The sequence below is a fragment of the Streptomyces sp. NPDC058295 genome, assembly GCF_042880655.1.
Taxonomy (GTDB): Bacteria; Actinomycetota; Actinomycetes; order Streptomycetales; family Streptomycetaceae; genus Streptomyces; species Streptomyces coriariae.
The window spans coordinates 35,974-61,048 of the sequence record NZ_JBHVYO010000032.1; the positions used below are offsets into that span (position 1 = coordinate 35,974).

Consider the following 25,075-nt stretch of genomic DNA (forward strand, 5'->3'; position numbering starts at 1 on the left):
ACTGGGGGCCTACCGCCCCCAGACCCCCGCTTCGGCCCTGAAGGGGCCTCGTCCTCAAACGCCGGACGGGCTGAGTGACCTCTGCCGGCGCCGACAAGCAACCGGAGGGTGACCCCCCGTGCACGACGATCTCCTCGCCCGCGCCCAGAGCTGGCTCGCGGAGGACCCCGACCCGGAGACCCGCGACGAGCTCGCCGCGCTCATCGAGGCCGCAGACGTCGGCGAGCTCGCCGAGCGCTTCGGCGGCACCCTCCAGTTCGGTACGGCGGGGCTCCGCGGTGAGCTCGGGGCCGGGCCCATGCGGATGAACCGCGCCGTCGTGATCCGGGCCGCGGCCGGCCTCGCCGCGTACCTCACGAAGAACGGCGGGACCGGCGGCGTCGTCGTCATCGGCTACGACGCCCGTCACAAGTCGGAGGACTTCGCCCGCGACACCGCGGCCGTGATGACGGGCGCCGGCTTCCGCGCGGCCGTGCTCCCCCGTCCTCTCCCCACCCCCGTCCTCGCCTTCGCCATAAGGCACCTGGGCGCGGTCGCCGGTGTGGAGGTCACCGCCAGCCACAACCCGCCGCGCGACAACGGCTACAAGGTGTACCTGGGGGACGGCTCGCAGATCGTGCCGCCCGCCGACGCCGGGATCGCGGCCGAGATCGACGCGATCGCCGCCCTGAAGGACGTTCCGCGCCCGGAGGCCGGCTGGCAGACCCTCGACGACGGCGTCCTCGACGCCTATCTGGCCCGTACGGACGCCGTCCTCGCCGCGGACTCCCCCCGCACGGCCCGCACGGTGTACACGGCGATGCACGGCGTCGGCAAGGACGTCCTGCTGGCCGCCTTCGCCCGCGCGGGCTTCCCCGAGCCCGTCCTCGTCGCCGAGCAGGCCGAACCCGACCCGGACTTCCCGACCGTCGCCTTCCCCAACCCGGAAGAGCCCGGCGCCATGGACCTGGCCTTCGCCAGGGCCCGCGAGACCGGCCCCGACCTGATCATCGCCAACGACCCGGACGCCGACCGCTGCGCCGTGGCCGTGCCCCACGAGGGCGACTGGCGCATGCTGCGGGGCGACGAGGTCGGCTCGCTCCTCGCCGAGCACCTCGTGCGGCGCGGCGCGCGGGGCACGTTCGCCGAGTCGATCGTGTCCTCCTCCCTCCTCGGCCGTATCGCCGAGAAGGCGGGCCTGCCCTACGAGGAGACCCTCACCGGCTTCAAGTGGATCGCCCGCGTCGACGGCCTGCGCTACGGCTACGAGGAGGCCCTCGGCTACTGCGTCGACCCCGAGGGCGTACGCGACAAGGACGGCATCACCGCCGCCCTGCTCATCACCGAGCTCGCCTCCACCCTCAAGGCCGAGGGCCGTACCCTCCTCGACCTGCTCGACGACCTCGCCGTGGAGCACGGTCTGCACGCCACCGACCAGCTCTCGGTGCGCGTCCAGGACCTCTCGCTCATCGCCCGCGCGATGAAGCGCCTCCGCGAGCAGCCCCCGACCTCCCTCGCGGGCCTGGCCATCACCCGGGCCGAGGACCTCACCCTGGGCACGGACAGGCTGCCCCCCACCGACGGCCTGCGCTACACGCTGGACGGCGCCCGGGTCGTCGTCCGCCCCAGCGGCACCGAACCGAAGCTGAAGTGCTACCTGGAGGTCGTGGTCCCGGCCGCCACCCACGCCGACCTCCAGGCGGCCCGCGCCACGGCCGACGGCCTGCTCACCGCGATCAAGCGGGACCTGTCGGCGGCGGCCGGCATCTGACCTCGGAAACCACCCCGGAGACCCGGCCGCACGAACCTGGTGGGAGACCGCGCGTCCCCATACGCGCGGCAAGCCCGCGAGGGGCTCGGACGCGCGGCACTGCGGCCGTACGAACCGCGCACATCCGGTGAGCCGCGCGACCTCTGCCGGCTCCTCAGGCGCGGGCGCGCCCTGCGGAACACCGGCCCGCCGGGCCCGCGGACCCGGCGGGCCCGCACCTCGGTCGATCCCCGACCGGAGGTGTCGCCGCCGCCGTCCTCGTCGAGCCGGTCGGCGACCCGGACGGTGGAGAGCCCCGCACGAGCCCCGCAGGAGCACCCGTGGGGCGGACCCCCGACGGGCCGGGCGGGCGTCAGGGGAGGAGGACCACCGCCGCCGCGCCCACGACCCCGAGGACGATCCCGAGCGGCCACAGCGCACGCCCTCGTTGCCGCTCGTCGGCCGGGGCGTCCGGGCGGGTCGCCGGGTCCCGCCACATCGCGGTGATCTCGGCGGCCGTCCGCTGGTACGGGTGCAGCACGCCGAGCCTGCTCTCCAGCCACGGCCAGCGCGGCGAGGCCACCCGCCACTCCTCGAACGAGGCCGGCGTGCCGAGGATCCGCAGCCGCGCCCCCTCGCACTCCGCGGCCCGGATGTGGTCCCAGGCGAGGTGCCGGGTGCCGCTCAGACCGTTGAACCACAGGCCCTCGTGGTCGGCGGTGATCCGCCACGCGACGCGGCGCGGCAGCAGCAGGGCGGCGAGCAGCGTGGTGACCAGACCGTAGCCGTACCTCCACCACCCGGAGTCCTCCCAGTAGAGCGGGAGGAACAGCAGCACCAGCCCGACGGCGATCCAGTCGGCCCACCCGGCACGCCACTTCCGTACCCCGGCGGCGGCCTTCCGGCCGGTCCGCTCGGCGACGACGACCGCGGCGGCGGCCCCGCGCAGCTCCTCCAGCCGGGCCTGCCGGAGGGCCTTCCCCCGCTCGGTCCTGGCCCGCCACCGGTACGCGAGGGCCGTCACCGGCCGCACGGGCCCCACGGACGCCTCCACCACGGGCGGCTCACCGGCCTTGTCGGCGGCGGCGAGGAACACGACCTCGGCGCCGTCGTAAGGGGTCCCGTACAGAACGGCCTCGCGCAGCGGCCCGGCGCGCTCGTCGTCGATCCGCGAGATCAGCTCCCGAAGGCTCTCGTCGTCAGCGTCGTCCTCGGTCTGGTCCTCGGTCTCGTCCTCGGTCTCGTCCTCGGTCTCGTCCTCGTCGTCGTCCGCGCCCCCGTCGAGCTCCATGGTGAAGACCGTGAACAGGGGTCGCAGCGCGGCGAGGTCGTCGGCGGCGAAGACCTCGGTCTCGACGTCGCCGTTCTCCCGCACGAGCACGCGCAGCACCGGGGCGGGCGCCCGGCGCAGACCGACGGCCCGGCGGCGGGCCGGCGCCGCCGAGAGCAGCATGGTGAGGCCGAGCCCGGCGAGGCACCAGCCGGCCGCCGGGACCACCTGCCGGTCCTCGGCCAGGTCCCAGAGGCCCGCGGTGGCGTACAGGGCGCCTCCGGCGACGACCGTGACGAGCCCGGACCACAGCAGGAACGTGCCCCGCTCCGACCGCCTGCCCAGGGCCCAGGGGGCCCGGGGCACCTCGGCGGTCACTCCGCCGGCGGCCTCCAGCCCCGCCGCCCGTTGCCGCTTCCGCGCGGCCAGCCGCAGGCCCACGGCCACCCAGACGCCCACGAGCACGGCCGTCAGCCCCAGCCGGACGGGCGAGGCGAAGTCCCCGAGCGTCGATACGGCGGCGACGGCGAACGGCACGAGGACCAGGGCCGCCTCGGGCCGCAGCACCAGCCACACGAGGTGCAGGGCGACCAGCGCGGCAGCCCAGGCGGGCAGTCCGCCCGACCGGTGCAGCAGTCCGGCACCGGCCACGGCCGCCACCGGCAGCGCCACGAACACGGACGTCCGCGCCCGCACGGGCACCCAGCTCGGCGGCAGTCCACGCGTCCAGCGCCCCGCCTCCCCGGCCTCCCAGGGCCGGCACCCCTCGGGTATCGCCTCCCCGGGCAGCCGCAGCACCTCGGCAGAATCCGTACTCATCGCGCTCCCCCGACCTACCGGCCACCAGATCTCCCGCCCCGCACGGCGGCCGTCACGACCGGGGCATATGCCGATGATGACGAAAAACCCTGTGATCCACGGCAACGCCCGGATCACGATCCACCCCGCCCCGCTCGCTACTGCGCCCGCCCCGCCCCGCTACTGCCGGCCGGCGAGTGGTCCCGGCTGTCGCCCAGGAAGCCCCGGCCCCCGAACCGACGCCCCGCCGGATCACGCCCCGCCGGATCACGCCCCGCCGACCTCACCCCACGGCCAGCAGAATCCCCAGCACCACGGCTCCCGCCACCGCGGGGCCCAGGATCTCCCAGGCCCAGCGCGCGGTCACCTCGCCCTGCGCGGTCTCCGCCTTCTCGCGGTCCCCCCACAGCTCCCGCAGCTCGTCCATGACCCGGTCGGTCTCGGCGCGCACGGGCCCGTCCGCCACGGGGCCGACGGTACGAGGCATCCCGCTGCGCAGGCCGGTGAGGCCGCCGAGCCCGCTCAGGCCCGCCTCCCGGCCGCCGGTCCGGCCGCCCCCGGCCCGCTCCGCCGCCGCCTTCGACTCGCGCCGGGTCGCCTTCTTCCGCGCCCGCAGCGAGACCGGGATGGACCAGAGCTGGAACTTCTTCCCCGACGCGGCGACGACCTCGTTGGAGTAGCCGGATCGCAGGGAGGCCACCTGCCCCCACGGCAGCACGATCACCCGGAACGGATTGCGCACCCGGAGCCGGTCCTGGCCCGCGAACACGGCAGGCCGCAGCGTGAAGGCGACGATCAGCGGCACCACCAGGATCAGCGCGGCCAGCGCCAGCCACGGCGTGCGCCCGTCGCCCACGATGATCGCGTCCAGGCCGAGCCAGCCCACCAGGCCCAGCAGCAGCACGCCACCGGCCATGCCCGCGGGCGACCGGTAGATGCGGTCCTTGGTCTCGGGTGCCGAAGGCTGCGGCGCGGGTGACTGGTCTTCCGGGGTCGTCATGGCTCCGATTCTGCCCGACGCCCTGCGGCCCGCTCGTCCGCAGGCCCGCCGTGCACGGCGAGCACGGATGCGATCGCCGGGGTGTACAGCCGCTACGCGCGTAGATATGCTCGTCTGGTGACCATGCCCACCAATACACCTACCGCAGCCGACGCACTCACGGACGTCACGGCGTCCGACGGCTCGCTGCGCCGCTTCCTCCACGGGCTGCCCGGCGTCGACACGGTCGGCCTGGAGGCGCGCGCCGCCGCGCTCGGCACCCGTTCCATCAAGACGACCGCGAAGGCGTACGCCATCGACCTCGCCATCTCGATGGTCGACCTGACGACGCTGGAAGGCGCGGACACCCCGGGCAAGGTCCGGGCGCTCGGCGCGAAGGCGGCCCACCCCGACCCGACCGACCGTTCGACCCCGACCACGGCCGCGGTCTGCGTGTATCCGGACATGGTCGCCACCGCCAAGGCGGCCGTCGCCGGCTCCGGCGTCAAGGTCGCCTCGGTCGCCACCGCCTTCCCGGCCGGCCGCGCCGCCCTCGAGGTGAAGCTCGCGGACGTCCGCGACGCCGTCGCCGCGGGCGCCGACGAGATCGACATGGTCATCGACCGCGGGGCGTTCCTCGCGGGCAAGTACCTGAAGGTGTACGACGAGATCACCGCCGTGCGCGAGGCGTGCGGGACGGCCGCCCGGCTGAAGGTCATCTTCGAGACGGGCGAGCTGTCGACGTACGACAACATCCGCCGGGCGAGCTGGCTCGGCATGCTCGCGGGCGCCGACTTCATCAAGACCTCGACCGGCAAGGTCGCCGTCAACGCCACTCCCGCGAACACCCTCCTGATGCTGGAGGCGGTGCGCGACTTCCGTGCCCAGACCGGCGTCCAGGTCGGCGTGAAGCCCGCCGGCGGCATCCGCACCACCAAGGACGCGATCAAGTTCCTCGTCCTGGTCAACGAGACCGCGGGCGAGGACTGGCTGGACAACCACTGGTTCCGCTTCGGCGCCTCCTCGCTCCTGAACGACCTGCTGATGCAGCGTCAGAAGCTGGCCACCGGCCGCTACTCCGGCCCCGACTACGTGACGGTGGACTGATCACCATGGCATCCACGACTGCATCCGCATTCGAGTACGCTCCGGCCCCCGAGTCCCGCTCGGTCGTCGACATCGCCCCCTCCTACGGCCTGTTCATCGACGGTGAGTTCACCGAGGCGGCCGAGGGCAAGGTCTTCAAGACCGTCTCGCCGTCCACCGAGGAGGTCCTCTCCGAGATCGCCCAGGCGGGCGAGGCGGACGTCGACCGTGCCGTGCGGGCCGCCCGCAAGGCCTTCGGGAAGTGGTCCGCGCTGCCGGGCTCCGAGCGCGCCAAGTACCTGTTCCGCATCGCCCGGATCATCCAGGAGCGCAGCCGCGAACTGGCCGTCCTGGAGACGCTGGACAACGGCAAGCCGATCAAGGAGACGCGCGACGCCGACCTGCCCCTGGTCGCCGCGCACTTCTTCTACTACGCGGGCTGGGCCGACAAGCTCGACCACGCCGGCTTCGGCGCCTCGCCGCGGCCCCTCGGTGTGGCCGGCCAGGTCATCCCCTGGAACTTCCCCCTCCTGATGCTGGCGTGGAAGATCGCCCCGGCGCTCGCCACCGGCAACACGGTCGTCCTGAAGCCGGCCGAGACGACCCCGCTGTCCGCCCTGTTCTTCGCGGACATCTGCCGCCAGGCGGGCCTGCCCAAGGGCGTCGTCAACATCCTCCCCGGCTACGGCGACGCCGGTGCCGCGCTGGTCGCGCACCCGGACGTGAACAAGGTCGCCTTCACCGGCTCCACCGCCGTCGGCAAGGCGATCGCCCGGCAGGTCGCGGGCTCGCACAAGAAGGTCACGCTCGAACTGGGCGGCAAGGGTGCCAACATCGTCTTCGACGACGCGCCGATCGACCAGGCCGTCGAGGGCATCGTCAGCGGCATCTTCTTCAACCAGGGCCAGGTCTGCTGCGCGGGCAGCCGGCTCCTCGTCCAGGAGTCGATCCAGGACGAGCTGCTGGAGTCGCTGAAGCGCCGCCTCGCCACCCTCCGGCTCGGCGATCCGCTCGACAAGAACACCGACATCGGCGCGATCAACTCCGCCGAGCAGCTCTCGCGCATCACCTCGCTTGTCGAGCAGGGCGAGGCGGAGGGCGCCGAACGCTGGTCCCCGGCCTGCGAACTGCCCACGTCCGGCTACTGGTTCGCCCCGACGCTCTTCACGAACGTCACCCAGGCGCACACCGTCGCCCGCGACGAGATCTTCGGCCCGGTCCTGTCGGTCCTCAGCTTCCGCACGCCGGAGGAGGCCGTCGCCAAGGCCAACAACACGCCGTACGGCCTGTCGGCCGGCATCTGGACGGAGAAGGGCTCCCGCATCCTCGCGGTGGCGAGCAAGCTCCGCGCGGGCGTGATCTGGTCCAACACGTTCAACAAGTTCGACCCGACGTCGCCGTTCGGCGGCTACAAGGAGTCGGGCTTCGGCCGCGAGGGCGGCCGCCACGGCCTGGAGGCGTACCTCGATGTCCGATAAGACCGACAAGACCGAGCAGCAGCGACTCAGCGTCTTCAAGACCTACAAGCTGTACGTCGGCGGGAAGTTCCCGCGTTCCGAGAGCGGCCGGGTGTACGAGGTGACCGACGCAAAGGGCAAGTGGCTGGCCAACGCACCGCAGTCGTCCCGCAAGGACGCCCGTGACGCGGTCGTCGCCGCGCGCAAGGCGTTCGGCGGCTGGTCCGGGGCGACGGCGTACAACCGCGGTCAGATCCTGTATCGCGTCGCGGAGATGCTGGAGGGCCGCAAGGGCCAGTTCGTCCACGAGGTCGCCGAGGCCGAGGGCCTGTCGAAGTCCAGGGCCGCCGACCAGGTCGAGGCGACGATCGACCGCTGGGTCTGGTACGCGGGCTGGACCGACAAGATCGCCCAGGTCCTGGGCGGCGGAAACCCGGTCGCGGGCCCGTACTTCAACCTCTCCTCGCCCGAACCGACGGGCGTGGTCGCGGTCCTGGCCCCGCAGGAGTCGTCCTTCCTGGGCCTGGTCTCGGTGCTCGCCCCGGTGATCGCGACCGGCAACACGGCGATCGTGATCGCGAGCGAGCGCTCGCCGCTCCCGGCGCTGTCGCTCGGCGAGGTGCTGGCCACCTCCGACGTGCCCGGCGGGGTCGTCAACGTCCTCTCCGGCCGTACGGCGGAGATCGCGGCGCCCCTCGCCTCCCACCAGGACGTCAACGCGATCGACCTCGCGGGCGCCGACGACGTGCTGGCGAAGGAGCTGGAGATCGCGGCGGCCGACAACCTGAAGCGCGTCCTTCGTCCACAGCCTGTGGACGACTGGTCGGCGACGCCGGGCATCGACCGCATGACGGCCTTCCTGGAGACGAAGACGGTCTGGCACCCCACGGGTTCACTGGGCGCCTCGGGCTCGTCGTACTAGGCAGGCCATCGGGCCCCCGAGACGCGGAAGCCGCGCCGCCCCTCCGTCCGGGGGCGACGCGGCTTCCGTCCGTGAGACGAGGCGGTCAGCCGCCCAGCACCTTCGTCACCTCGCCCAGCACCGGGATCGAGCCGATGGACTGCGCCTGCGCCACCGGCCCGGTGAGCATCTGGGAGGTCAGCGGCTTGAAGTCGGCGAGCTGGGTGCCGACGCCGTTGTCGAGCGGGTCGACGCCGGTGCCCGCGAGGGGGTTGGGCTTGAGGCCGGAGACGGCCCCGGTGACGTAAGTCAGGGAGCCCAGCGCCCCCTGCACGCCCGCCTGCGGGTCGAGCTGACCGACCGAGGTGGGCCTCGTCCGCACCACGTCGACGGCGGGCTCGCCGGTCGCCGCGGCGGCGGTCCCGGCGCCGGCGCCCAGCGCCACCCCGGCGGTCGCGAGGGCGGCGAGGGCGCGCCGGCCGGTGGAGGTCTGGGGGGAAGCGTGTCGGGCCATCGATGCCGCCTTCTGATGCGCAAGGTGATCAGGTCGACACGAAGGGTAGTTGAGGTGTGACGCGCGCATCAAAGCCGACCCGCGGGGTCGTTGACGGCCGGGGGGATGCCGCACACTGGTGTCCCGTGACCTCCCCTCCGCCCATACCGACGCGAGTCGTGCTGCTCTGCGGCCCTTCCGGCTCCGGCAAGTCCCTCCTCGCGGCCCGCTCCGGCCTCCCGGTGCTGCGGCTCGACGACTTCTACAAGGAGGCCGACGACCCGACGCTGCCGCTGGTCGACGGGAGTTCCGACATCGACTGGGACCACCCCGCGTCGTGGGACGCGGACACGGCCGTCGCCTCGATCGTGGAACTGTGCGGCACGGGCCGTACGAACGTTCCCGTCTACGACATCTCGCTCAGCGCGCGCACCGGCGCGGACGCGATCGACATCGGGCGGACCCCGCTGTTCATCGCGGAGGGCATCTTCGCCGCCGAGATCGTGAACCGGTGCCGCGAACTGGGCGTCCTGGCCGACGCGCTGTGCCTGAGCCGCGGACCGGTGAAGACCTTCCGCCGCCGCTTCCTGCGCGATCTGAGGGAGGGCCGCAAGTCGGTGCCCTTCCTGCTGCGCCGCGGCTGGCGGCTGATGCGCGCCGAGCGCTCCATCGTCGCCCGCCAGACCACGCTCGGGGCGCACGCCTGCGACCGCGACGAGGCGCTGGGCCGCCTGGCGGCAGCGGCGGCGGGCCGCGGCGCCCCGACGGCACGTACGGCCGCCTAGGACGCTCACAGCGCGGCCGGACACGCAGAAGCGGGACTGGACGGACCCCCCGGCCCTCCAGCCCCGCTTCCTCGGTGCTCCCCCGTGTCCCCCCGGGTGGTGCTTCCCCCGTGTTTCCCCCGTGCTTGCGCGGTACCGCTCCGCCGACGTCCCCCGTCGGGCCCCCCGGTACCGCTTCCCCCGTGTTTCCCCCGTTCACCGGCTCCCCTGAGCGAAGCCGGGCCTTCCCCCGTTCACCCTCAGGCGACAAGCTCCCCGAAGGCGTCTTCCTCGTCACGGCCGAAGCTGAGGACCTCGTCCTCGCGCAGCCGACGGAGCGACCGCCAGATGCTGGACTTCACCGTGCCGACACTGATGTCGAGGATCTCCGCGATCTCCGGGTCGGTGCGGCCCTCGTAGTAGCGCAGGACCAGCATCGTCCGCTGGAGTTCGGGGAGCCGGGCCAGCGCCTGCCACAGGACCGCGCGCAGCTCGGTGCCGCGCATCGCGTCCGTGTCGCCGGCCGTCTCCGGCAGCTCCTCGGTCGGGTACTCGTTCAGCTTGCGGCGGCGCCACGCGCTGATGTGCAGGTTGGTCATCGTCCGGCGGAGGTATCCGCCGACCGCGGCCTTGTCACTGATCCGCTCCCACGCCCGGTACGTCGAGAACAGCGCGCTCTGGAGCAGGTCCTCGGCCTCGAAGCGGTCACCGGTGAGGTGGTAGGCGGTTGCGTACAGGGAGGCGCGGCGCTCCTGGACGTAGGCGGTGAACTCCGCCTCGGTCAGCGAGCGACGCTCCCCCGTGTCCTCCCTGTACGCGGCTCCCCCGTGAGCCGCCTGTTCCCCCGTGTCGACCACCGTCATGAAGGTGGTGTGCTGTCGCCCGGTGCCGCGAGCGCACCCCCGCCCGCTCACGGCACCGGACTTCTCGGAACCCCGGTGTACGTCGTGCAGACGCGTGACGACTGCGACTGCGTTGGTGCTCATACCGTGCAGCGTGTTCATCTCGCGCCCCCCGTCGTGGACTTCCGGTGTTCGGTCTCCTGCGCCGGTCCGGCTCCGCTGTGTTTCCGCGTCGCCTTGTCCGTGTCCAAAAGATTGCCCGGGGCACTTCATCGCCGTGTCCGCCGACTGTCACAGACCTGTCACAGGGGCCTGTCACGACAACTCCACAGACCGTCCACAGGCGTCCGGGGTACGGCAGTTGACGTGGTCCGCGCAGGTCACCGTGGGACCCTGCCGGGGTGACTGTCGGCATGGTGCTGTTCGACTCCCGCCTCCGCGCTTCGACGCGGACGCGGTAGCGGCCCCTTTCCTCCCGGCCTCGCGCCCCGCCCGCACCGGGCCCGGCGCGGGTTCCGCCTGCAGACTCCCCGCTCTCGCTCCCCGTTTCGTCGAAGTGCCCTTCGTGACCCGGCATTCACGACCACCCGAGGAGCACGCACGTGCAGTCCCACGACCCCGTCCCCACCGGCCTCACCCTCCCGGCCGGCCCCGTCACCGTCGCCGACGACCGGATGCGCGCCGCCACCGCCCACCGGCTCGCCCGCGCGGGCACGTCTTTGGTGTGGCGGGGTGACTTCCAGGGCGCCCGCCAGCTGCTGCGGGCCATGGACCGCCGGATCGGCGCCGGGCCCACGGCCGCCGACCCGGCGGAGGCCTTCCGGCTCCACCGGCGCTCGCGCGCCCACCGCGCCCGTGTGCTGGACCGGCTGCTGGTCGAGCTGGCCGACGACTACACGGTGGCCCTGCGCCGGGCCCCCGACGTCCGCGCGGCCTGTCACGCCGCCTACGGCCCGCCCGGCGGCCCGTCGCTGGTCCCGCTGCGGGAGCTGCTGGGGGTGATCGGCGCCCACCAGTGGCGGGTGCGGGGCGTCGAGGTGCCCGCGCTGGGCGCACGCGTCCATCCCCACTACGGCGTCTTCGCACCGACCCGGAGCGAGTACGTCGACCTCGTGGCGGACGCCCCCCTGCCGGCGACGGTACGGCGCGACCCGGCCGCGGCCGTCGCGTTCGACCTGGGCACCGGCACCGGGGTCCTCGCCGCGGTGCTGGCCCGGCGCGGCGTCGGCCGGGTGGTGGGAACGGACGTCGGCCCGCGCGCCGTCGACTGCGCCCGGGACAACGCCCGCAGGCTCGGGCTGCACGGGCGGATCACGGTGACCACGGGTCTGTATCCGGGCGGGGGCGCCGCGTCCGGGCGGGCCGATCTCGTCGTCTGCAATCCGCCGTGGCTGCCCGGCAGGCCGACCGCCGCCCTCGAACTGGGGGTGTACGACGAGGACAGCGCCATGTTGGACGGGTTCCTGGCGGGTCTCGGGCAGCACCTGCGACCGGGCGGGGAGGGCTGGCTGATCCTGTCCGATCTGGCCGAACACCTCGGTCTGCGCACCCGCGAGGAGCTGCTCCGGCTCGTCGAAACCGCAGGTCTGCGCGTTGCGGGCCGTACCGGTGTACGGCCTGGGCACAGGCGTTCGCGGGATGTGTCCGACCCCCTGTACGCGGCCCGCGCCGCGGAAACCATCTCCCTCTGGCGCCTCACCACCGACCCACAGGTCGAACGACAGCCCCCTCATGGGCCAGAATGAGCCCGTGCCTTCCCTGTTGCTGATCGAGGACGACGACGCCATCCGTACGGCCCTGGAGCTCTCACTGACGCGCCAGGGACACCGGGTGGCCACCGCTGCCAGCGGTGAGGACGGTCTGAAACTGCTGCGCGAGCAGCGGCCGGATCTCATCGTGCTGGACGTGATGCTGCCCGGCATCGACGGTTTCGAGGTGTGCCGGCGCATCCGGCGCACCGACCAACTGCCGATCATCTTGCTGACCGCGCGCAGCGACGACATCGACGTGGTCGTCGGGCTGGAGTCCGGCGCCGACGACTACGTCGTCAAACCTGTCCAGGGCCGGGTGCTGGACGCCCGGATCCGGGCCGTGCTGCGGCGCGGAGAGCGCGAGTCGAGCGATTCGGCGACGTTCGGCAGTCTCGTCATCGACCGCGCGGCGATGACGGTGACGAAGAACGGCGAGGATCTCCAGCTCACGCCGACCGAACTGCGGCTGCTGCTCGAACTGAGCCGGCGGCCGGGGCAGGCGCTGTCCCGGCAGCAGCTGCTGCGGCTGGTGTGGGAGCACGACTACCTGGGCGACTCACGGCTGGTGGACGCCTGTGTCCAGCGGCTGCGGGCCAAGGTGGAGGACGTGCCGTCGTCCCCGGTCCTGATCCGTACCGTGCGCGGCGTCGGCTATCGCCTGGACGCCCCTCAGTGACACAGCGGCAAGGGGGGCTCCGCGGCTGGTCCGCGGCGCGTAAGGGAAGACTCTCGCGGCTGCGTTTCACCAGCCTGCGGCTGCGGCTCGTCGTCGTCTTCGGGGCGGTGGCGCTGACCGCCGCGGTGTCCGCGTCCGGCATCGCGTACTGGCTCAACCGCGAGGCCGTGCTGACCCGTACCCAGGGTGCGGTGCTGCGCGACTTCGAGCAGGAGATGGAGAACCGGGCGGGTTCGCTGCCCGAGCATCCCTCGCAGGACGAGCTCCAGCACACCGCCGGGCAGATGGCCAACAGCAGCCAGCGCTTCAGCGTGCTGCTGGTGGGCGAGGACTCCAGCGGCAAGACCGTCTACGGCAACTCGGGCGGCCTCAACGGGTTCTCGCTGGAGGACGTGCCCGGGGCGCTGCGTACGGCGGTGAACAAGCGGCAGGACGTCACGGGCGGCAACAAGGCGCCGTACCACCTGTACTGGCAGCGGGTCGTCGACCACGGGACGCCGTATCTGGTGGCCGGGACGCAGGTGAACGGGGGCGGGCCGACCGGGTACATGCGCAAGTCGCTGGAGCCGGAGGCCAAGGACCTCAACTCGCTGGCCTGGTCGCTGGGGATCGCCACCGGCCTCGCGCTGATCGGGGCCGCGCTGCTCGCGCAGGCCGCCGGGACGACCGTGCTGAAGCCGGTGCACCGGCTGGGCGTCGCGGCGCGGCGGCTCGGCGAGGGCCGGTTCGACACCCGGCTGCGGGTGTCCGGGACGGACGAACTCGCCGATCTGTCACGGACGTTCAACCGGGCCGCGGAGTCTCTGGAGAAGCGGGTCGCCGACATGGCGGCGCGGGACAACGCCTCGCGACGGTTCGTCGCCGACATGTCGCACGAGCTGCGGACTCCGCTGACCGCCATCACCACCGTCGCGGAGGTGCTGGAGGAGGAGCTGGACGCCGAGTCGGGCAGCATCGACCCGATGATCGAGCCCGCGGTGCGGCTGGTCGTCAGCGAGACGCGGCGGCTGAACAACCTCGTCGAGAACCTGATGGAGGTCACCCGCTTCGACGCCGGTACGGCGCGGCTGGTCCTGGACGACGTCGATGTCGCCGACCAGATCACCCACTGCATCGACGCGCGCGCCTGGCTCGACGCGGTCGATCTGGACGCCGAGCGCGGCATCCACGCCCTGCTCGACCCGCGCCGGCTGGACGTGATCCTGGCCAACCTCATCGGCAACGCGCTCAAGCACGGCGGTTCGCCGGTGCGGGTGTCGGTGTCGGCGGCGGACGACGCGGTCGTCATCTCGGTGCGCGACCACGGGCCCGGTATCCCCGAGGAGGTGCTGCCGCACGTCTTCGACCGGTTCTACAAGGCGAGCGCCTCCCGGCCGCGCTCCGAGGGCAGCGGGCTCGGCCTGTCCATCGCCCTGGAGAACGCCCACATCCACGGCGGCGAGATCACCGCCGCCAACTCCCCGGAGGGCGGTGCGGTGTTCACGCTGCGGCTGCCCCGGGGCGTTCTGGAGGCGGCGGACCCGGGGGGCGAGGAGGACGAGCGGGCCGTGCGGCCGGCGCCGTCCGTCCCGTCCATGCCCGTGCAGTCCGGGAAGTCCGTGCAGGACAAGGGGGACGCGTAGTGACCATGCGCCGTGCGACGGTACGACGGCTGCTCGCCGTGCCCGTGCTGGCCGGTCTGCTCGTCGGCTGCGGGATCCGGGCGACCGAGGTGCCGACCGACTTCGGGCCCGCGCCCTCCCGGGCGCGCTGTTCGCTCACCGAGCCGGACGTGACGTCACAGTCCGCCCGCGCGGGCGTGCCGGTGCAGGTGTTTTTGCTGTGCGGTTCGTCGCTCGTGACCGTCGACCGGTCCGTGCGGGTGCCGGACGGCGCGGCGGACTTCGAGCGGCGGGTGCTGGTGGCGCAGGGCCTGCTCGACCAGCTCGCCGAGTCGCCGTCGGCGGGCGAGAAGGAGGCCGGGTACACGACGGACGTGCGCGGCGGCATGAAGGTCGGCGGGCCCGGTGCGAAGGATCCCGACGACGCGCTGCGGCTGAGCACCCCGCCCGGCGACCTGACCTCGTACGCCCTCGCCCAGCTCGTCTGTACGTTCTCCGACTCGGCGGCGGCCGAGGGCGACGGCAAGGTGGTCCTGGGCGGCCCCGGCTCCGACCCGCTGCGCCGCTACGAGTGCACCGACGAGGTCCGCTCCCGCCCCGGCAGCACGGAGCCCCCGTCCTCGGCGGTCACCGACAGCGGCTGACCGGGACCGCCTGCCCGGCCGGTGTGGCGGACGCCTCACGTGGGGCCCGGCGGCCGTGGTCGTCGCAGGTCACCGTCTGTCGGGAGGCCGTGGCGGCCGGGCGGGGCGGGTGACTCGTGCCGGTGTCGGGGGTCGGGCCGGAACCGATCGTGCCGGGGGTCGCGTCTTGGGGGGCGTGCAGCGTCAAGGCTCCATCGGCGGCAGCGCCGCGATCCGCATCCGCGCGACCGGGATTCTCCTCCTGGCCGCCCATCTCGTGTTCGTCGCCTGGGTCGCGCTGCGCCCGCTGAACGTCCCCTGGGTGGTGCCGGCCAACCTCCATCCGTTCGACGGGATCCGGGCCGACCTGAGACTGGGCTGGCCCGAGGCGGCCCGGCGGATCGGCGAGGGGCTGGGGCTGCTGGCCCCGCTGGGCTTTCTGCTGCCGCTGGTGCACGGCAGGCTCCGGGTCTCGCCGCTCGCCTCCCTGATCCGTACGGTCACGGCGGGCGCCCTGCTGTCGCTGGGCATCGAGCTGTTGCAGACCGGGGTGCCCGGTCAGGTCGTGGACGTCGACTCGATGCTGCTGAACACCCTGGGCGTGGCGCTGGCGCATGTCGCGGTGGTGCCGAAGGCGCGCGCGTGGCTGCGCCGCAGGGACGAGCGCCGGGGGCGGGCCGCGGTCCGCCAGGAGGAGGCCGCTCAGGGTCTTACCCCGAGGATTCCCAGGGTCGGGGTCGCACCGTAGAGCGACGCTTCGTCCCCTTCGTCACCGTAGCGTGGACGTCAGATGGAGGGGCCGCAAGGGCCGCCTCCGTCCCCCCCTCTCGACTTCGCTCGAGCGGGTGGGGCCCCCATCGCTCGCGAAGGAGCCGCAGATGTCCAGCCTCGCTCGCCCCACCAACGGCCGCATGATCGGCGGAGTGTGCGCCGCGCTGGCCCGGCGCTTCGGCACCTCCGCGACCACGATGCGCGTGATCTTCGTGCTCTCCTGTCTGCTGCCCGGCCCGCAGTTCCTGCTCTACATAGCGCTGTGGGTCCTGCTGCCGTCGGAGGACAAGGCGGCGCGCACGGCCTGGTGACGGCCGTCCACGGCAACGCCGTCGGGGCGCGCCCGGTGATTCTGGGTGCGCCCCGACGGCGTGTCGTGCGTGACGGGCGGTGCCGTTCAGCCCAGCGGGATGCCGTTCACCGGCAGGCCGTGCGTCGGCAGGCCCTTGAGCGGCAGACCACCGAGCAGACCGGCGACGGGCGCGGTCGGCCCCTCGGCGAGCAGCTTCCCGGCGACCGGCTGCACGGCGGTCAGACCCGCACCGAGCGCCGGCTGGGCCTGCGTCAGCACCTCACCGGCCGCGGGCAGCGCCGAGGTCAGGTTCTCCGCCGGCAGCGTCCTGGTGACACCGTCCAGGGCCTGCGTGGCGTCCGGAACGGCGGGGGCGGCGTTCGCGGCGCCCGCACCGACGGCGGCGAAGGCGGCACCGAGAGCGGCGACACCGAGGGTCTTGGCAGCAGACTGCTTCATGATGAATGCGTCCTCGAATGGGATACGGGGAACTGAGCGGTTCTCGACCGTAAACACGGAGAGGGGTCGGCGGCAAACATCGAAATGCGGACGGATGGTGAACACCCGCCCGCATTCCGTGCCCCGGAAAACCGCTACTCAGCCTTCCGTACCCGCAGAACCGCTGGTGGAGGCGGTCTGCTGGAACAGCCATTCGGACTTCAGCTCGGAATAACCAGGCTTGATCACGTCACTGATCATGGCAAGTCGTTCATCGAAAGGAATGAATGCTGACTTCATAGCATTGACGGAGAACCACTGGAGATCGTCGAGCGTATAGCCGAACGCGTCGACAAGGTGCTCGAATTCCTGGCTCATGCTGGTACCGGACATCAGACGGTTGTCCGTGTTGACGGTGGCCCGGAAGTGGAGCCGGCGCAGCAGGCCGATGGGGTGCTCGGCGTAGGAGGCGGCCGCTCCGGTCTGGAGGTTGGAGCTGGGGCACAGCTCCAGCGGGATGCGCTTGTCGCGGACGTAGGAGGCGAGCCGGCCGAGCTTCACACTGCCGTCGGCGGCGATCTCGATGTCGTCGATGATGCGCACCCCGTGGCCGAGCCGGTCGGCGCCGCACCACTGGAGGGCCTGCCAGATCGACGGCAGCCCGAAGGCCTCGCCGGCGTGGATGGTGAAGTGGTTGTTCTCGCGCTTCAGGTACTCGAAGGCGTCGAGGTGCCGGGTGGGCGGGAAGCCCGCCTCGGCGCCCGCGATGTCGAAACCCACGACCCCGAGGTCCCGGTAGCGGTTGGCGAGTTCGGCGATCTCCAGGGAGCGGGCCGCGTGCCGCATGGCGGTGAGCAGGGCGCCGACGCGGATGCGGTGCCCGTTGCGCCGGGCCGTCCGTTCGCCCTCCCGGAAGCCTTCGTTGACGGCCTCGACGACCTCTTCGAGGCTCAGTCCGCCGTCGAGGTGCTGCTCGGGCGCGTAGCGCACCTCGGCGTAGACGACACCGTCCTCGGCGAGGTCCTCGGCGCACTCGCGGGCGACCCGGACGAGCGCGTCGCGGGTCTGCATCACGCCGACGGTGTGCGAGAAGGTCTCCAGGTACCGTTCCAGCGAGCCGGAGTCGGCGGCCTCCCGGAACCAGATGCCGAGCTTGTCGGGGTCGGTCTCCGGGAGTTGGGCGATGGGGGCACCTCCCACGCCTTTAGGGCTGTGGGGGACGGAGTCCCGGGCGAGGTCGACGATCGTGCCGGGACGCAGCCCGCCGTCGAGATGGTCGTGCAGCAGAACCTTGGGTGCCCGCCGGATCTGGTCCGAGCTCGGGGTGATGCCCGCCTGGGTGCTCTGGCTCGTCATTTCCGCACTCTAACTCCTACGCGCGTAGACGGCGCGCTGTACAACTCCGCCGATACGTAACGGTGACCGCCCGGACAGGTGGAGTACAACGACGCTTCTGACACTGTTCTGTCATGGCACAGGATGTGACGCCGGTTCGGACGGTCCGGCTGGGGAAGGCGCTCGGCCCCGCGCCGACGGCGGTGAGCGGGGTGGTGCTGCTGCTCCCGGGCGGCGAGGAGGTGTCCAGCCGGAGGCCGTCCGCCGTGTGGGCGGCCGCCTCCGTACGGGGGTTGGGGCGCAGGCTGGCCCGGGCGGGACGCGAGGAGGGCCTCGCCGTGCACGCCGTGCACTACCGCTACCGTGGCTGGAACGGCAGCGAGGCGCATCTCGCCGCCGACGCGGCCTGGGCGGCCGACGAGGCCGTACGGCGCTACGGAGACGTCCCCGTGTGCCTGACCGGCGTCGGCATGGGCGCGCGGGCCGCGCTGCGGACGGGCGGTCACGAGGCCGTCAACTCCGTGCTGGCGATCGCTCCCTGGCTGCCGGAGGAGGACATGGCCGCTCCACCCGAACCGGTGAAGCAGCTGGCCGGGCGGCGGGTACTGATCGTGCACGGCACGAACGACGAGCGCTGCGACCCCGAGCTGTCCTTCCGGCTCGCGGCACGGGCGAAGAAGGCGAACCGGGACGTGTGCCGGTTCGAGGTGCACTCCGACGGCCACGGGCTGCACCAGTACCGCGGTGAAGTCCTCGCGCTGGCCGAGGACTTCGTCATGGGCGCGCTGTTCGGCCGGGCGCTCTCCCGGCCGGTGGAGGACGCGCTCGCCGCCCCGCCGCCGCTGGGGCTGCGGATGCCGTTGGCCGTGGGGTTCGGCAGCTCGTTACGGCGCCCGGGCCGTCCGTGAGGCACGGCCCTCAGTCCGGCAGCAGGTTGCCTCTCCTCGACAGCAGGAACTTCTTGAAGGCCGCCACGGGCGGGGTGTCCGGATGGCCGTCCAGCCAGGCCACGCCGATCTCGCGGGCGGCCCTCGGGGCCGTGACCGTCAGCTCCACCACCCCCGGGCGGGCCACGGCGGGCGGCGGCAGCAGCGCCACCCCCAGCCCCGCCGCCACCAGTCCGCGCAGGGTCTCCGCCTCCTCGCCCTCGAAGGCGATCCGGGGCCGGAAACCGGCCTCCTTGCAGAGGTCGTCGGTGATCCGGCGCAGGCCGTAACCCGGTTCCAGGGTCACGAAGGTCTCGTCGGCGGCCTCGGCGAGGCGGACCCTTCGGCGGGCGGCGAGCCGGTGGTCGGCGGGGACGACCAGGCGCAGCTTCTGCTCGTCGAGGCGGCGGGCCACCAGGTCGGGGGCGTCCGGGACGGGGGAGGTCAGACAGAGGTCCAGCTCCCCCGCCCGCAGCCGCTCGAGCATCGCCTCACCGTAGTTCTGGACCAGGCTGAAGCGGACGCGCGGATGATCGGCGCGGAAGGCGTGGATCAGCCCGGGGACGGTCTCCGCGCCCATGGTGTGCAGGAAGCCGAAGGCGACCTTGCCGGTGGCCGCGTCGGCGTCCGCCCGGACCTCGTCGGCGCCCCGCTCGATCTCGTCGAGGGCCCGCTCGACGGAGGCGAGGAAGGTGCGCCCGGCGGGGGTGAGGGAGACCGTGCGGCCGTGCCGGGCGAACAGGTCGACGCCCAGGTCCTGTTCGAGGCGGACCATGGCCCGGGAGAGCGTCGACTGCGGGACCTGCATCTCCTGCGCGGCGCGCGTGACGTGCTCGGTACGGGCGACGCCGGCGAAGTACGCGAGCCGGGGGGCCAGCGTCCTCGACATGGCTGCCATGTCGACCATGTCTTCTGTGTCACTGGACGGTGACAGACGAGCCTCTGACCTCTGCTGATGCACCATGGGAACGATTATGACGATTCCATGCATTGGACGGATGAGCAGGGGCGTACGTAACTTCGAAGCATGTCTCCCGCCAGTACCGGGGCGTCCACGATCGTGGGCGCCGCGTCCTCCGCTTCCGTCTCCTCCACTCCCCCGCCCGCCGACTCCCGTCTGGCCCCCGGCGGCCCCGGCTACCGCCGGATGAGCTTCGCGCTCTTCCTCGCCGGTGTGGCCACCTTCGCCCTGCTGTACTCCACGCAGGCGCTCCTGCCGCTGATCTCCGGTGACTTCGGGGTGGCGGCGAGTCAGGCGAGCTGGACGGTGGCGGCGGCGACCGGCGGACTGGCGCTGTTCGTGCTCCCGATGAGCGCCCTGTCGGAGCGCTACGGCCGCCGTACGGTCATGACGGCCTCGCTGGGCGTCGCGGTCGGCGTGGGCATGCTGGTCCCGTTCGCGCCCTCGCTGGGCACGCTGGTCGTGCTGCGGGCGGTGCAGGGTGCGGCGCTGGCCGGCCTCCCGGCGTCGGCGACCGCGTATCTCGCCGAGGAGGTCCGGCCGAAGGCGCTCGTCACGGCGATCGGCCTGTTCGTGGCGGGCAACAGCGTCGGCGGGATGAGCGGCCGGGTCATCACCGGCTGGGTCGCGCAGGAGTGGGGCTGGCGGGTGGCCGTCGGGGTGATCGGCGCCCTCGCGGTGGCCTGCGCGATCGCCTTCCGCCTGCTGCTGCCGGCGCCCCGGCACTTCAAGGCGGGTTCACTGGCGCCGCACGTCCTGATCGGCACGGTCCGCGAGCACCTCGCCAACCCGCTGCTGTGCCGCCTGTACGCGATCGGCGCGCTGTTCATGACCGTCTTCGGCGGCGTGTACACGGTGATCGGTTACCGGCTGACGGAGGCGCCGTTCTCCCTCCCCCAGGGCATCGTCGGCTCGATCTTCCTGGTGTACCTGGTGGGCACGGTGTCGGCGTCGACGGCGGGCCGGCTGGTCGGCCGCCTCGGCCGGCGCGGCGCGCTGTACCTGGCGGGCGGCACCACGGCCACCGGACTGTTGCTGTCGCTGGCGGACTCGCTGGGCCTGGTCCTGCTCGGCCTGGTCCTGATCACGGCGGGCTTCTTCGCGGGGCACGCGGTGGCCTCCTCGGCGGTCAGCAAGACGGCGACGACCGGCCGCGCCCAGGCCTCTGCCCTCTACCAGTCCGCGTACTACATCGGCTCCAGCGCCGGCTCCACGGTGGGCGCGCTGGCCTTCCACTCGGGCGGCTGGGCCGGCACGGTCTGCGTGGGCGTCCTGGCGGTGCTCGGCGTCGTGACGATCACGGTGTTCGGGACCCGGGCGGCCCGCCGGGAGACGCTGGTCGCCGCTCACTGAACGTCCCGCGGCCGTCCCGCGGTCCTCCCCCTGCTCGGGGCCGGTTGTCAGTGGTGGCGCATAGCCTCCGCGCGACGACCGGTACGAGCGGGGGGTTTTTCGATGGAGTTCCGGATCGACCGCGGTGACCTCGCCGAGGCGGTGGCCTGGGCGGCCCGCGCGCTGCCCGCCCGTACGCCGGTACCCGTGCTGGGCGGGCTGCTGCTGGACGCGGCGGGGGGCCGGCTGACCGTGTCGGGGTTCGACTTCGAGACGGCGGCCCGGATCGAGACCGACGCCGAGGTGGGTGCGGCGGGCCGGGTGCTCGTGCTCGGCCGCCGGCTCCTCGACATCTGCAAGCTGCTGCCGGACGGGCCGGTGAGCTGCGCCCTGGCCGGCACCCGGTTCACCGTCGAGGCGGGCGGCACCCGCTTCGGCCTGTCGACCCTCCCGCACGAGGAGTACCCCACCCCGCCCGAGCCGCCGCGGGCGTACGGCACCGTGGACGCGGCCGCGTTCGCGACCGCCGTCGCCCAGGTCGCGGTGGCGGCGGGCCGCGACGACACGCTCCCGGTCCTGACGGGTGTCCAACTGCACCTGGACGGCGACGAGATGACCCTGTCGGCGTCGGACCGCTACCGGTACGCGGTACGGCGGCTGGAGTGGAAGCCGCAGGCGGCCGCCGAAGGGGTGGCGGAGGCGCTCGTGCCGGCCCGGCGGCTGCTGGACGTGACCCGGTCGCTGGCCCGGCGCGGGACCGTCCGGGTCGGGCTCGACGGGGCCTCGGGGGCCGGCCCGGTCGGGTTCGAGGGCGGGCGGACGCGGACGGTGGTCCGGCGGCTGGACGGACGGCTGCCCGCCTACGGGAAGCTGTTCGACATGGCGGGGGCCGCGGTCACCGAGGTGGACGGCGGGGCGCTGACGGAGGCCGTGCGGAGAGTGGCGGTGGTGGCGGAGGCGAACAGCCCGGTACGGCTGGACTTCTCGGCCGGGTCCGTCCTGCTGCGCGCCGGGTACGGCGACGACGTGGCCACGCAGCGGCTGCCCGCCGCTCTGACCGGCGCCGAGGAGGTGACCGTGGCCTTCAACCCGGTCTACCTGCTGGACGCGCTGACCTCCTTCGAGGCGCCGAGGCTGCGGGTGGAGCTGCTGGGGACGGGCCAGCGGGCGCTGCTCGGCGCGGCGGACGCTCCCGAGGCCCATCGGCACCTGCTGATGTCCGTGAAGCAGCTGGTCTGAGAGCGCCTTCGACGTGCCTTCGGCGTCCTTCCATGTGCCGTCCACACGCCTTCTGCCTGGGCCTTTGCCGACTCGGCGGGCCATTGTCAGTGGGCTGCGGTAGCTTCCGAAGTGCTGGGCGCGAAGACGCGTGACAGAACGGCCACAGGGGTGGGTGGACGATGGGCAACAGCACGGCGACGACGACCGACATCGACGTCGCACTGGAGAAGCACCGGACGGAGCTGACGGGCTACTGCTACCGCATGCTCGGCTCCTCCTTCGAGGCCGAGGACGCGGTGCAGGACACCCTGGTCCGGGCCTGGCGGAGCTACGCGAAGTTCGAGGGCCGCTCCAGTCTGCGCTCGTGGCTGTACCGGATCGCGACGAACGTCTGCCTGGACATGCTGACGGCCGGCAACAAGCGGGCCCGGCCGATGGACCTCTCCGAGTCCACCCCGCTCGCCCGGGCGGCGCTCTCGCCCCGCCCCGACAACACCTGGCTGGAGCCGATGCCGGACGCCCGTGTGCTGCCGACGGTGGAGGACCCGGCCGAGGCGGCGGTCGCCAAGGAGTCGGTGCGCCTCGCGTTCATGGCCGCGCTGCAGCAGCTGCCGCCGAAACAGCGGGCGGTGCTGATCCTGCGGGAGGTGCTGGCGTGGAAGGCGAGCGAGGTCGCCGAGCTGCTCGACACCTCGGTCGCCTCGGTCAACAGCGCGCTCCAGCGGGCGCGGGCGACCCTGTCCGAGCGGGAGACCGCCGGCGCGGACGCGGCGGTGTCCGACCCGTTGGACGAGGAGCAGCAGAAACTGCTCGACCGCTATGTGGCGGCCTTCGAGGGCTATGACATGACGGCGCTGACGGCCCTCCTCCACGAGGACGCCATCATGACGATGCCGCCGTTCGACCTGTGGCTGACCGGCCACGACGACATCACCGGCTTCATGACCACGCTCGGCTCCGCGTGCGAGGGCTCGCGGCTGCTGCCGGTCCAGGTCAACGGCCTGCCGGGCTTCGCCCAGTACAAGCCGGACCCCGACAAGGGCGGATTCACCCCGTGGGCGATCCAGGTCCTGGAGATCTCAGACGGCCGCCTCACCGGGTTCCACTTCTACCTCGACACCCAGCGCTGGTTCCCCCTGTTCGACCTCCCCCTCCACCTCGAAGCGGAGACCGACGAGGTCGAGCAGGGCGCGTAGGGCCGGATCGGGGGCCCGCAGCCGTAGGTGTCCCCCGGCCCGCCGGGCGGCCAGCTGGAGCCGCGCCAGCAGGTCGACGGCGGTGAGCCCCGGCGGCCCGATCCCGGCGACGTCACAGACGACGACGGCGGCGCCGGTGGCCTCCATCAGCGCCCGCACGTCGTCGACGAGCCCGGTCACCCGGGGGCGGGTGACGGGGCCTGTCAGGGTGAACACGGGCGGTGTCGTCGATTCCACGATCGGTAGACCGGCGCGGGGCGCCCAACTCATCGGAGCGGGCGACCCGCCGTAGGGCGACCCTGCGTCGGGCGATCCGTTCAGGCGATGCGCTCCAGCACCACGGGGGACGCGGTGAACGCGGTGCCGGCCGCGCCGATGTCGTACGAGCCCGTCACCGCCTCGAGTGCGTACGCGAAGCGCTCCGGGGTGTCCGTGTGCAGGGTCAGCAGGGGCTGGCCCGCCGTGACCGTGTCGCCGGGCTTGGCGTGGAGTTCGACGCCCGCGCCCGCCTGCACCGGGTCCTCCTTGCGGGCACGGCCCGCGCCGAGGCGCCAGGCGGCGATGCCGATGTCGTAGGCGTCGAGGCGGGTCAGGACGCCCGAGGCGCCCGCCGTCACCACGTGCTGTTCCTTCGCCGTGGGCAGCGGGGCGTCCGGGTCGCCGCCCTGGGCCGCGATCATGCGACGCCAGACGTCCATCGCCGAGCCGTCGGCCAGCGCCTTCGCCGGGTCCGCGTCCTTCACGCCGGCCGCGTCGAGCATCTCGCGGGCGAGCGCGATCGTCAGTTCGACCACGTCCGCCGGGCCGCCGCCGGCCAGCACCTCGACCGACTCGCGGACCTCGAGGGCGTTGCCGGCCGTGAGACCGAGGGGGGTGGACATGTCCGTCAGCAGGGCGACCGTCCTCACGCCGTGGTCGGTGCCCAGGCCGACCATCGTCGAGGCCAGCTCACGCGCGTCCTCGATGGTCTTCATGAAGGCGCCGGTGCCGACCTTCACGTCGAGGACCAGGGAGCCGGTGCCCTCCGCGATCTTCTTCGACATGATCGACGAGGCGATCAGCGGGATCGCCTCCACGGTGCCCGTGACGTCCCGCAGCGCGTACAGCTTCTTGTCGGCCGGAGCCAGGCCGTCGCCCGCCGCGCAGATCACCGCGCCGGTCGTGTCCAGGACGTGCAGCATCTCCTCGTTCGACAGCAGCGCGCGCCAGCCCGGGATCGACTCCAGCTTGTCCAGGGTGCCGCCGGTGTGGCCGAGACCCCGGCCGGAGAGCTGCGGGACCGCCGCGCCGCAGGCCGCCACCAGCGGGGCCAGCGGGAGCGTGATCTTGTCGCCGACGCCGCCCGTGGAGTGCTTGTCGGCCGTCGGGCGGGACAGCGCAGAGAAGTCCATGCGCTCACCGGAAGCGATCATCGCGGCCGTCCAGCGGGCGATCTCGCGACGGTTCATGCCGTTGAGCAGGATGGCCATGTTGAGGGCGGCCATCTGGTAGTCGGCGACCTCACCGCCGGTGTACGCGTCGATGACCCAGTCGATCTGCGCGTCGCTGAGCTCACCGCGGTCCCGCTTGGTGCGGATGACGGAGACGGCATCCATCGACAACTGCGTCATGGCTTTCCTTCCGATGGTGCACC

General features: G+C 72.9%; 24 protein-coding genes. 15 read left to right on the forward strand and 9 right to left on the reverse strand.

The features are described 5' to 3' along the window. The first annotated feature begins 118 nt into the window (after positions 1-118). Positions 119-1,750 (forward strand): phospho-sugar mutase, encoded by a 1,632-nt coding sequence (locus ACFVYS_RS29470; protein ID WP_389506886.1) that lies wholly within the window; start codon positions 119-121, stop codon positions 1,748-1,750. A gap of 352 nt (positions 1,751-2,102) precedes the next feature. Here ACFVYS_RS29470 and ACFVYS_RS29475 read toward each other — a convergent pair whose 3' ends face one another. Together ACFVYS_RS29475 and ACFVYS_RS29480 are read right to left on the reverse strand one after the other, a co-directional pair. Beyond that, the gene (locus tag ACFVYS_RS29475) at positions 2,103-3,818 is read right to left on the reverse strand and encodes a hypothetical protein (protein WP_389506888.1); all 1,716 of its coding nucleotides are present in this window, start codon (positions 3,816-3,818) and stop codon (positions 2,103-2,105) included. 262 nt (positions 3,819-4,080) lie between these two features. Continuing rightward, positions 4,081-4,797, reverse strand: a complete 717-nt coding sequence (locus ACFVYS_RS29480) for a PH domain-containing protein (RefSeq protein WP_389506890.1) — start codon at positions 4,795-4,797, stop codon at positions 4,081-4,083. 123 nt (positions 4,798-4,920) lie between these two features. Here ACFVYS_RS29480 and deoC point away from each other — a divergent pair, with 123 nt between their 5' ends. Genes deoC through ACFVYS_RS29495 form a run of 3 tightly spaced genes read left to right on the forward strand, consistent with a single transcriptional unit; the run spans position 4,921 to position 8,241 of the window. After that, positions 4,921-5,883, forward strand: coding sequence for a deoxyribose-phosphate aldolase (deoC, locus tag ACFVYS_RS29485; RefSeq protein ID WP_389506980.1), 963 nt, complete (start codon positions 4,921-4,923; stop codon positions 5,881-5,883). Between the two features lie 5 nt (positions 5,884-5,888). Continuing rightward, positions 5,889-7,340 (forward strand): aldehyde dehydrogenase family protein, encoded by a 1,452-nt coding sequence (locus ACFVYS_RS29490; protein ID WP_171399097.1) that lies wholly within the window; start codon positions 5,889-5,891, stop codon positions 7,338-7,340. After that, positions 7,330-8,241: an aldehyde dehydrogenase family protein gene (locus tag ACFVYS_RS29495; protein WP_389506892.1), complete on the forward strand. Its 912-nt coding sequence runs from the start codon at positions 7,330-7,332 to the stop codon at positions 8,239-8,241. Before ACFVYS_RS29490 ends, ACFVYS_RS29495 begins: the two co-directional genes overlap by 11 nt. A gap of 85 nt (positions 8,242-8,326) precedes the next feature. Here ACFVYS_RS29495 and ACFVYS_RS29500 read toward each other — a convergent pair whose 3' ends face one another. Further along, positions 8,327-8,734, reverse strand: a complete 408-nt coding sequence (locus ACFVYS_RS29500) for a hypothetical protein (RefSeq protein WP_389506894.1) — start codon at positions 8,732-8,734, stop codon at positions 8,327-8,329. Positions 8,735-8,790: 56 nt separating this feature from the next. On the opposite strand from ACFVYS_RS29500, the gene ACFVYS_RS29505 reads away from it, so the two are divergent. Next, a complete protein-coding gene (locus ACFVYS_RS29505; protein ID WP_389506896.1) occupies positions 8,791-9,498 on the forward strand; it encodes a uridine kinase in 708 nt (235 codons plus the stop codon). A 239-nt stretch (positions 9,499-9,737) separates the two neighbouring features. On the opposite strand, the gene ACFVYS_RS29510 is transcribed toward ACFVYS_RS29505, so the two are convergent. Next, positions 9,738-10,481: a SigE family RNA polymerase sigma factor gene (locus tag ACFVYS_RS29510; RefSeq protein ID WP_389506898.1), complete on the reverse strand. Its 744-nt coding sequence runs from the start codon at positions 10,479-10,481 to the stop codon at positions 9,738-9,740. Positions 10,482-10,921: 440 nt separating this feature from the next. On the opposite strand from ACFVYS_RS29510, the gene ACFVYS_RS29515 reads away from it, so the two are divergent. The 6 genes from ACFVYS_RS29515 to ACFVYS_RS29540 all read left to right on the forward strand — a co-directional run bounded on the left by ACFVYS_RS29515 (position 10,922) and on the right by ACFVYS_RS29540 (position 16,052). After that, the gene (locus ACFVYS_RS29515; RefSeq protein ID WP_389506899.1) at positions 10,922-12,064 is read left to right on the forward strand and encodes a methyltransferase; all 1,143 of its coding nucleotides are present in this window, start codon (positions 10,922-10,924) and stop codon (positions 12,062-12,064) included. A 4-nt stretch (positions 12,065-12,068) separates the two neighbouring features. Beyond that, on the forward strand, positions 12,069-12,746 hold the full coding sequence (gene afsQ1, locus ACFVYS_RS29520) for a two-component system response regulator AfsQ1 (RefSeq protein ID WP_028807033.1): 678 nt from the start codon (positions 12,069-12,071) through the stop codon (positions 12,744-12,746). Continuing rightward, positions 12,743-14,368: an ATP-binding protein gene (locus ACFVYS_RS29525; RefSeq protein WP_389506901.1), complete on the forward strand. Its 1,626-nt coding sequence runs from the start codon at positions 12,743-12,745 to the stop codon at positions 14,366-14,368. The genes afsQ1 and ACFVYS_RS29525 overlap by 4 nt, the downstream gene beginning before the upstream one ends. Before the next feature lie 5 nt (positions 14,369-14,373). Beyond that, positions 14,374-14,991, forward strand: coding sequence for a hypothetical protein (locus ACFVYS_RS29530; RefSeq protein WP_389506982.1), 618 nt, complete (start codon positions 14,374-14,376; stop codon positions 14,989-14,991). A gap of 175 nt (positions 14,992-15,166) precedes the next feature. Next, the gene (locus tag ACFVYS_RS29535; protein ID WP_389506902.1) at positions 15,167-15,718 is read left to right on the forward strand and encodes a VanZ family protein; all 552 of its coding nucleotides are present in this window, start codon (positions 15,167-15,169) and stop codon (positions 15,716-15,718) included. Positions 15,719-15,848: 130 nt separating this feature from the next. Next, positions 15,849-16,052, forward strand: coding sequence for a PspC domain-containing protein (locus ACFVYS_RS29540; protein WP_020131001.1), 204 nt, complete (start codon positions 15,849-15,851; stop codon positions 16,050-16,052). Between the two features lie 86 nt (positions 16,053-16,138). Here ACFVYS_RS29540 and ACFVYS_RS29545 read toward each other — a convergent pair whose 3' ends face one another. Both ACFVYS_RS29545 and ACFVYS_RS29550 read right to left on the reverse strand, forming a co-directional pair. Further along, positions 16,139-16,492: an ATP-binding protein gene (locus ACFVYS_RS29545; RefSeq protein ID WP_389506904.1), complete on the reverse strand. Its 354-nt coding sequence runs from the start codon at positions 16,490-16,492 to the stop codon at positions 16,139-16,141. A gap of 138 nt (positions 16,493-16,630) precedes the next feature. Then, the gene (locus ACFVYS_RS29550; protein WP_389506906.1) at positions 16,631-17,827 is read right to left on the reverse strand and encodes an adenosine deaminase; all 1,197 of its coding nucleotides are present in this window, start codon (positions 17,825-17,827) and stop codon (positions 16,631-16,633) included. Positions 17,828-17,940: 113 nt separating this feature from the next. Between ACFVYS_RS29550 and ACFVYS_RS29555 the strand changes: the two genes are divergently transcribed. Next, entirely contained in the window at positions 17,941-18,714 is a 774-nt protein-coding gene (locus ACFVYS_RS29555; RefSeq protein WP_389506908.1) for a prolyl oligopeptidase family serine peptidase, read from the forward strand. A gap of 10 nt (positions 18,715-18,724) precedes the next feature. Here the strand turns inward: ACFVYS_RS29555 and ACFVYS_RS29560 are convergent, their stop codons facing one another. Next, positions 18,725-19,696 (reverse strand): LysR family transcriptional regulator, encoded by a 972-nt coding sequence (locus ACFVYS_RS29560; RefSeq protein ID WP_389506910.1) that lies wholly within the window; start codon positions 19,694-19,696, stop codon positions 18,725-18,727. Positions 19,697-19,759: 63 nt separating this feature from the next. Here ACFVYS_RS29560 and ACFVYS_RS29565 point away from each other — a divergent pair, with 63 nt between their 5' ends. From ACFVYS_RS29565 to ACFVYS_RS29575, 3 genes are all read left to right on the forward strand, one after another. Beyond that, complete coding sequence (locus ACFVYS_RS29565; protein ID WP_389506912.1) at positions 19,760-21,046, forward strand: MFS transporter; 1,287 nt, start codon at positions 19,760-19,762, stop codon at positions 21,044-21,046. Positions 21,047-21,148: 102 nt separating this feature from the next. After that, entirely contained in the window at positions 21,149-22,264 is a 1,116-nt protein-coding gene (gene dnaN, locus ACFVYS_RS29570) for a DNA polymerase III subunit beta (protein WP_389506914.1), read from the forward strand. Positions 22,265-22,425: 161 nt separating this feature from the next. Next, positions 22,426-23,442 (forward strand): sigma-70 family RNA polymerase sigma factor, encoded by a 1,017-nt coding sequence (locus ACFVYS_RS29575; protein ID WP_389506916.1) that lies wholly within the window; start codon positions 22,426-22,428, stop codon positions 23,440-23,442. Here ACFVYS_RS29575 and ACFVYS_RS29580 read toward each other — a convergent pair. Both ACFVYS_RS29580 and ACFVYS_RS29585 read right to left on the reverse strand, forming a co-directional pair. After that, complete coding sequence (locus ACFVYS_RS29580; protein WP_389506918.1) at positions 23,326-23,712, reverse strand: STAS domain-containing protein; 387 nt, start codon at positions 23,710-23,712, stop codon at positions 23,326-23,328. The genes ACFVYS_RS29575 and ACFVYS_RS29580 overlap by 117 nt on opposite strands. Before the next feature lie 47 nt (positions 23,713-23,759). Further along, a complete protein-coding gene (locus ACFVYS_RS29585; protein WP_389506984.1) occupies positions 23,760-25,043 on the reverse strand; it encodes a thymidine phosphorylase in 1,284 nt (427 codons plus the stop codon). Positions 25,044-25,075 lie beyond the last annotated feature (32 nt).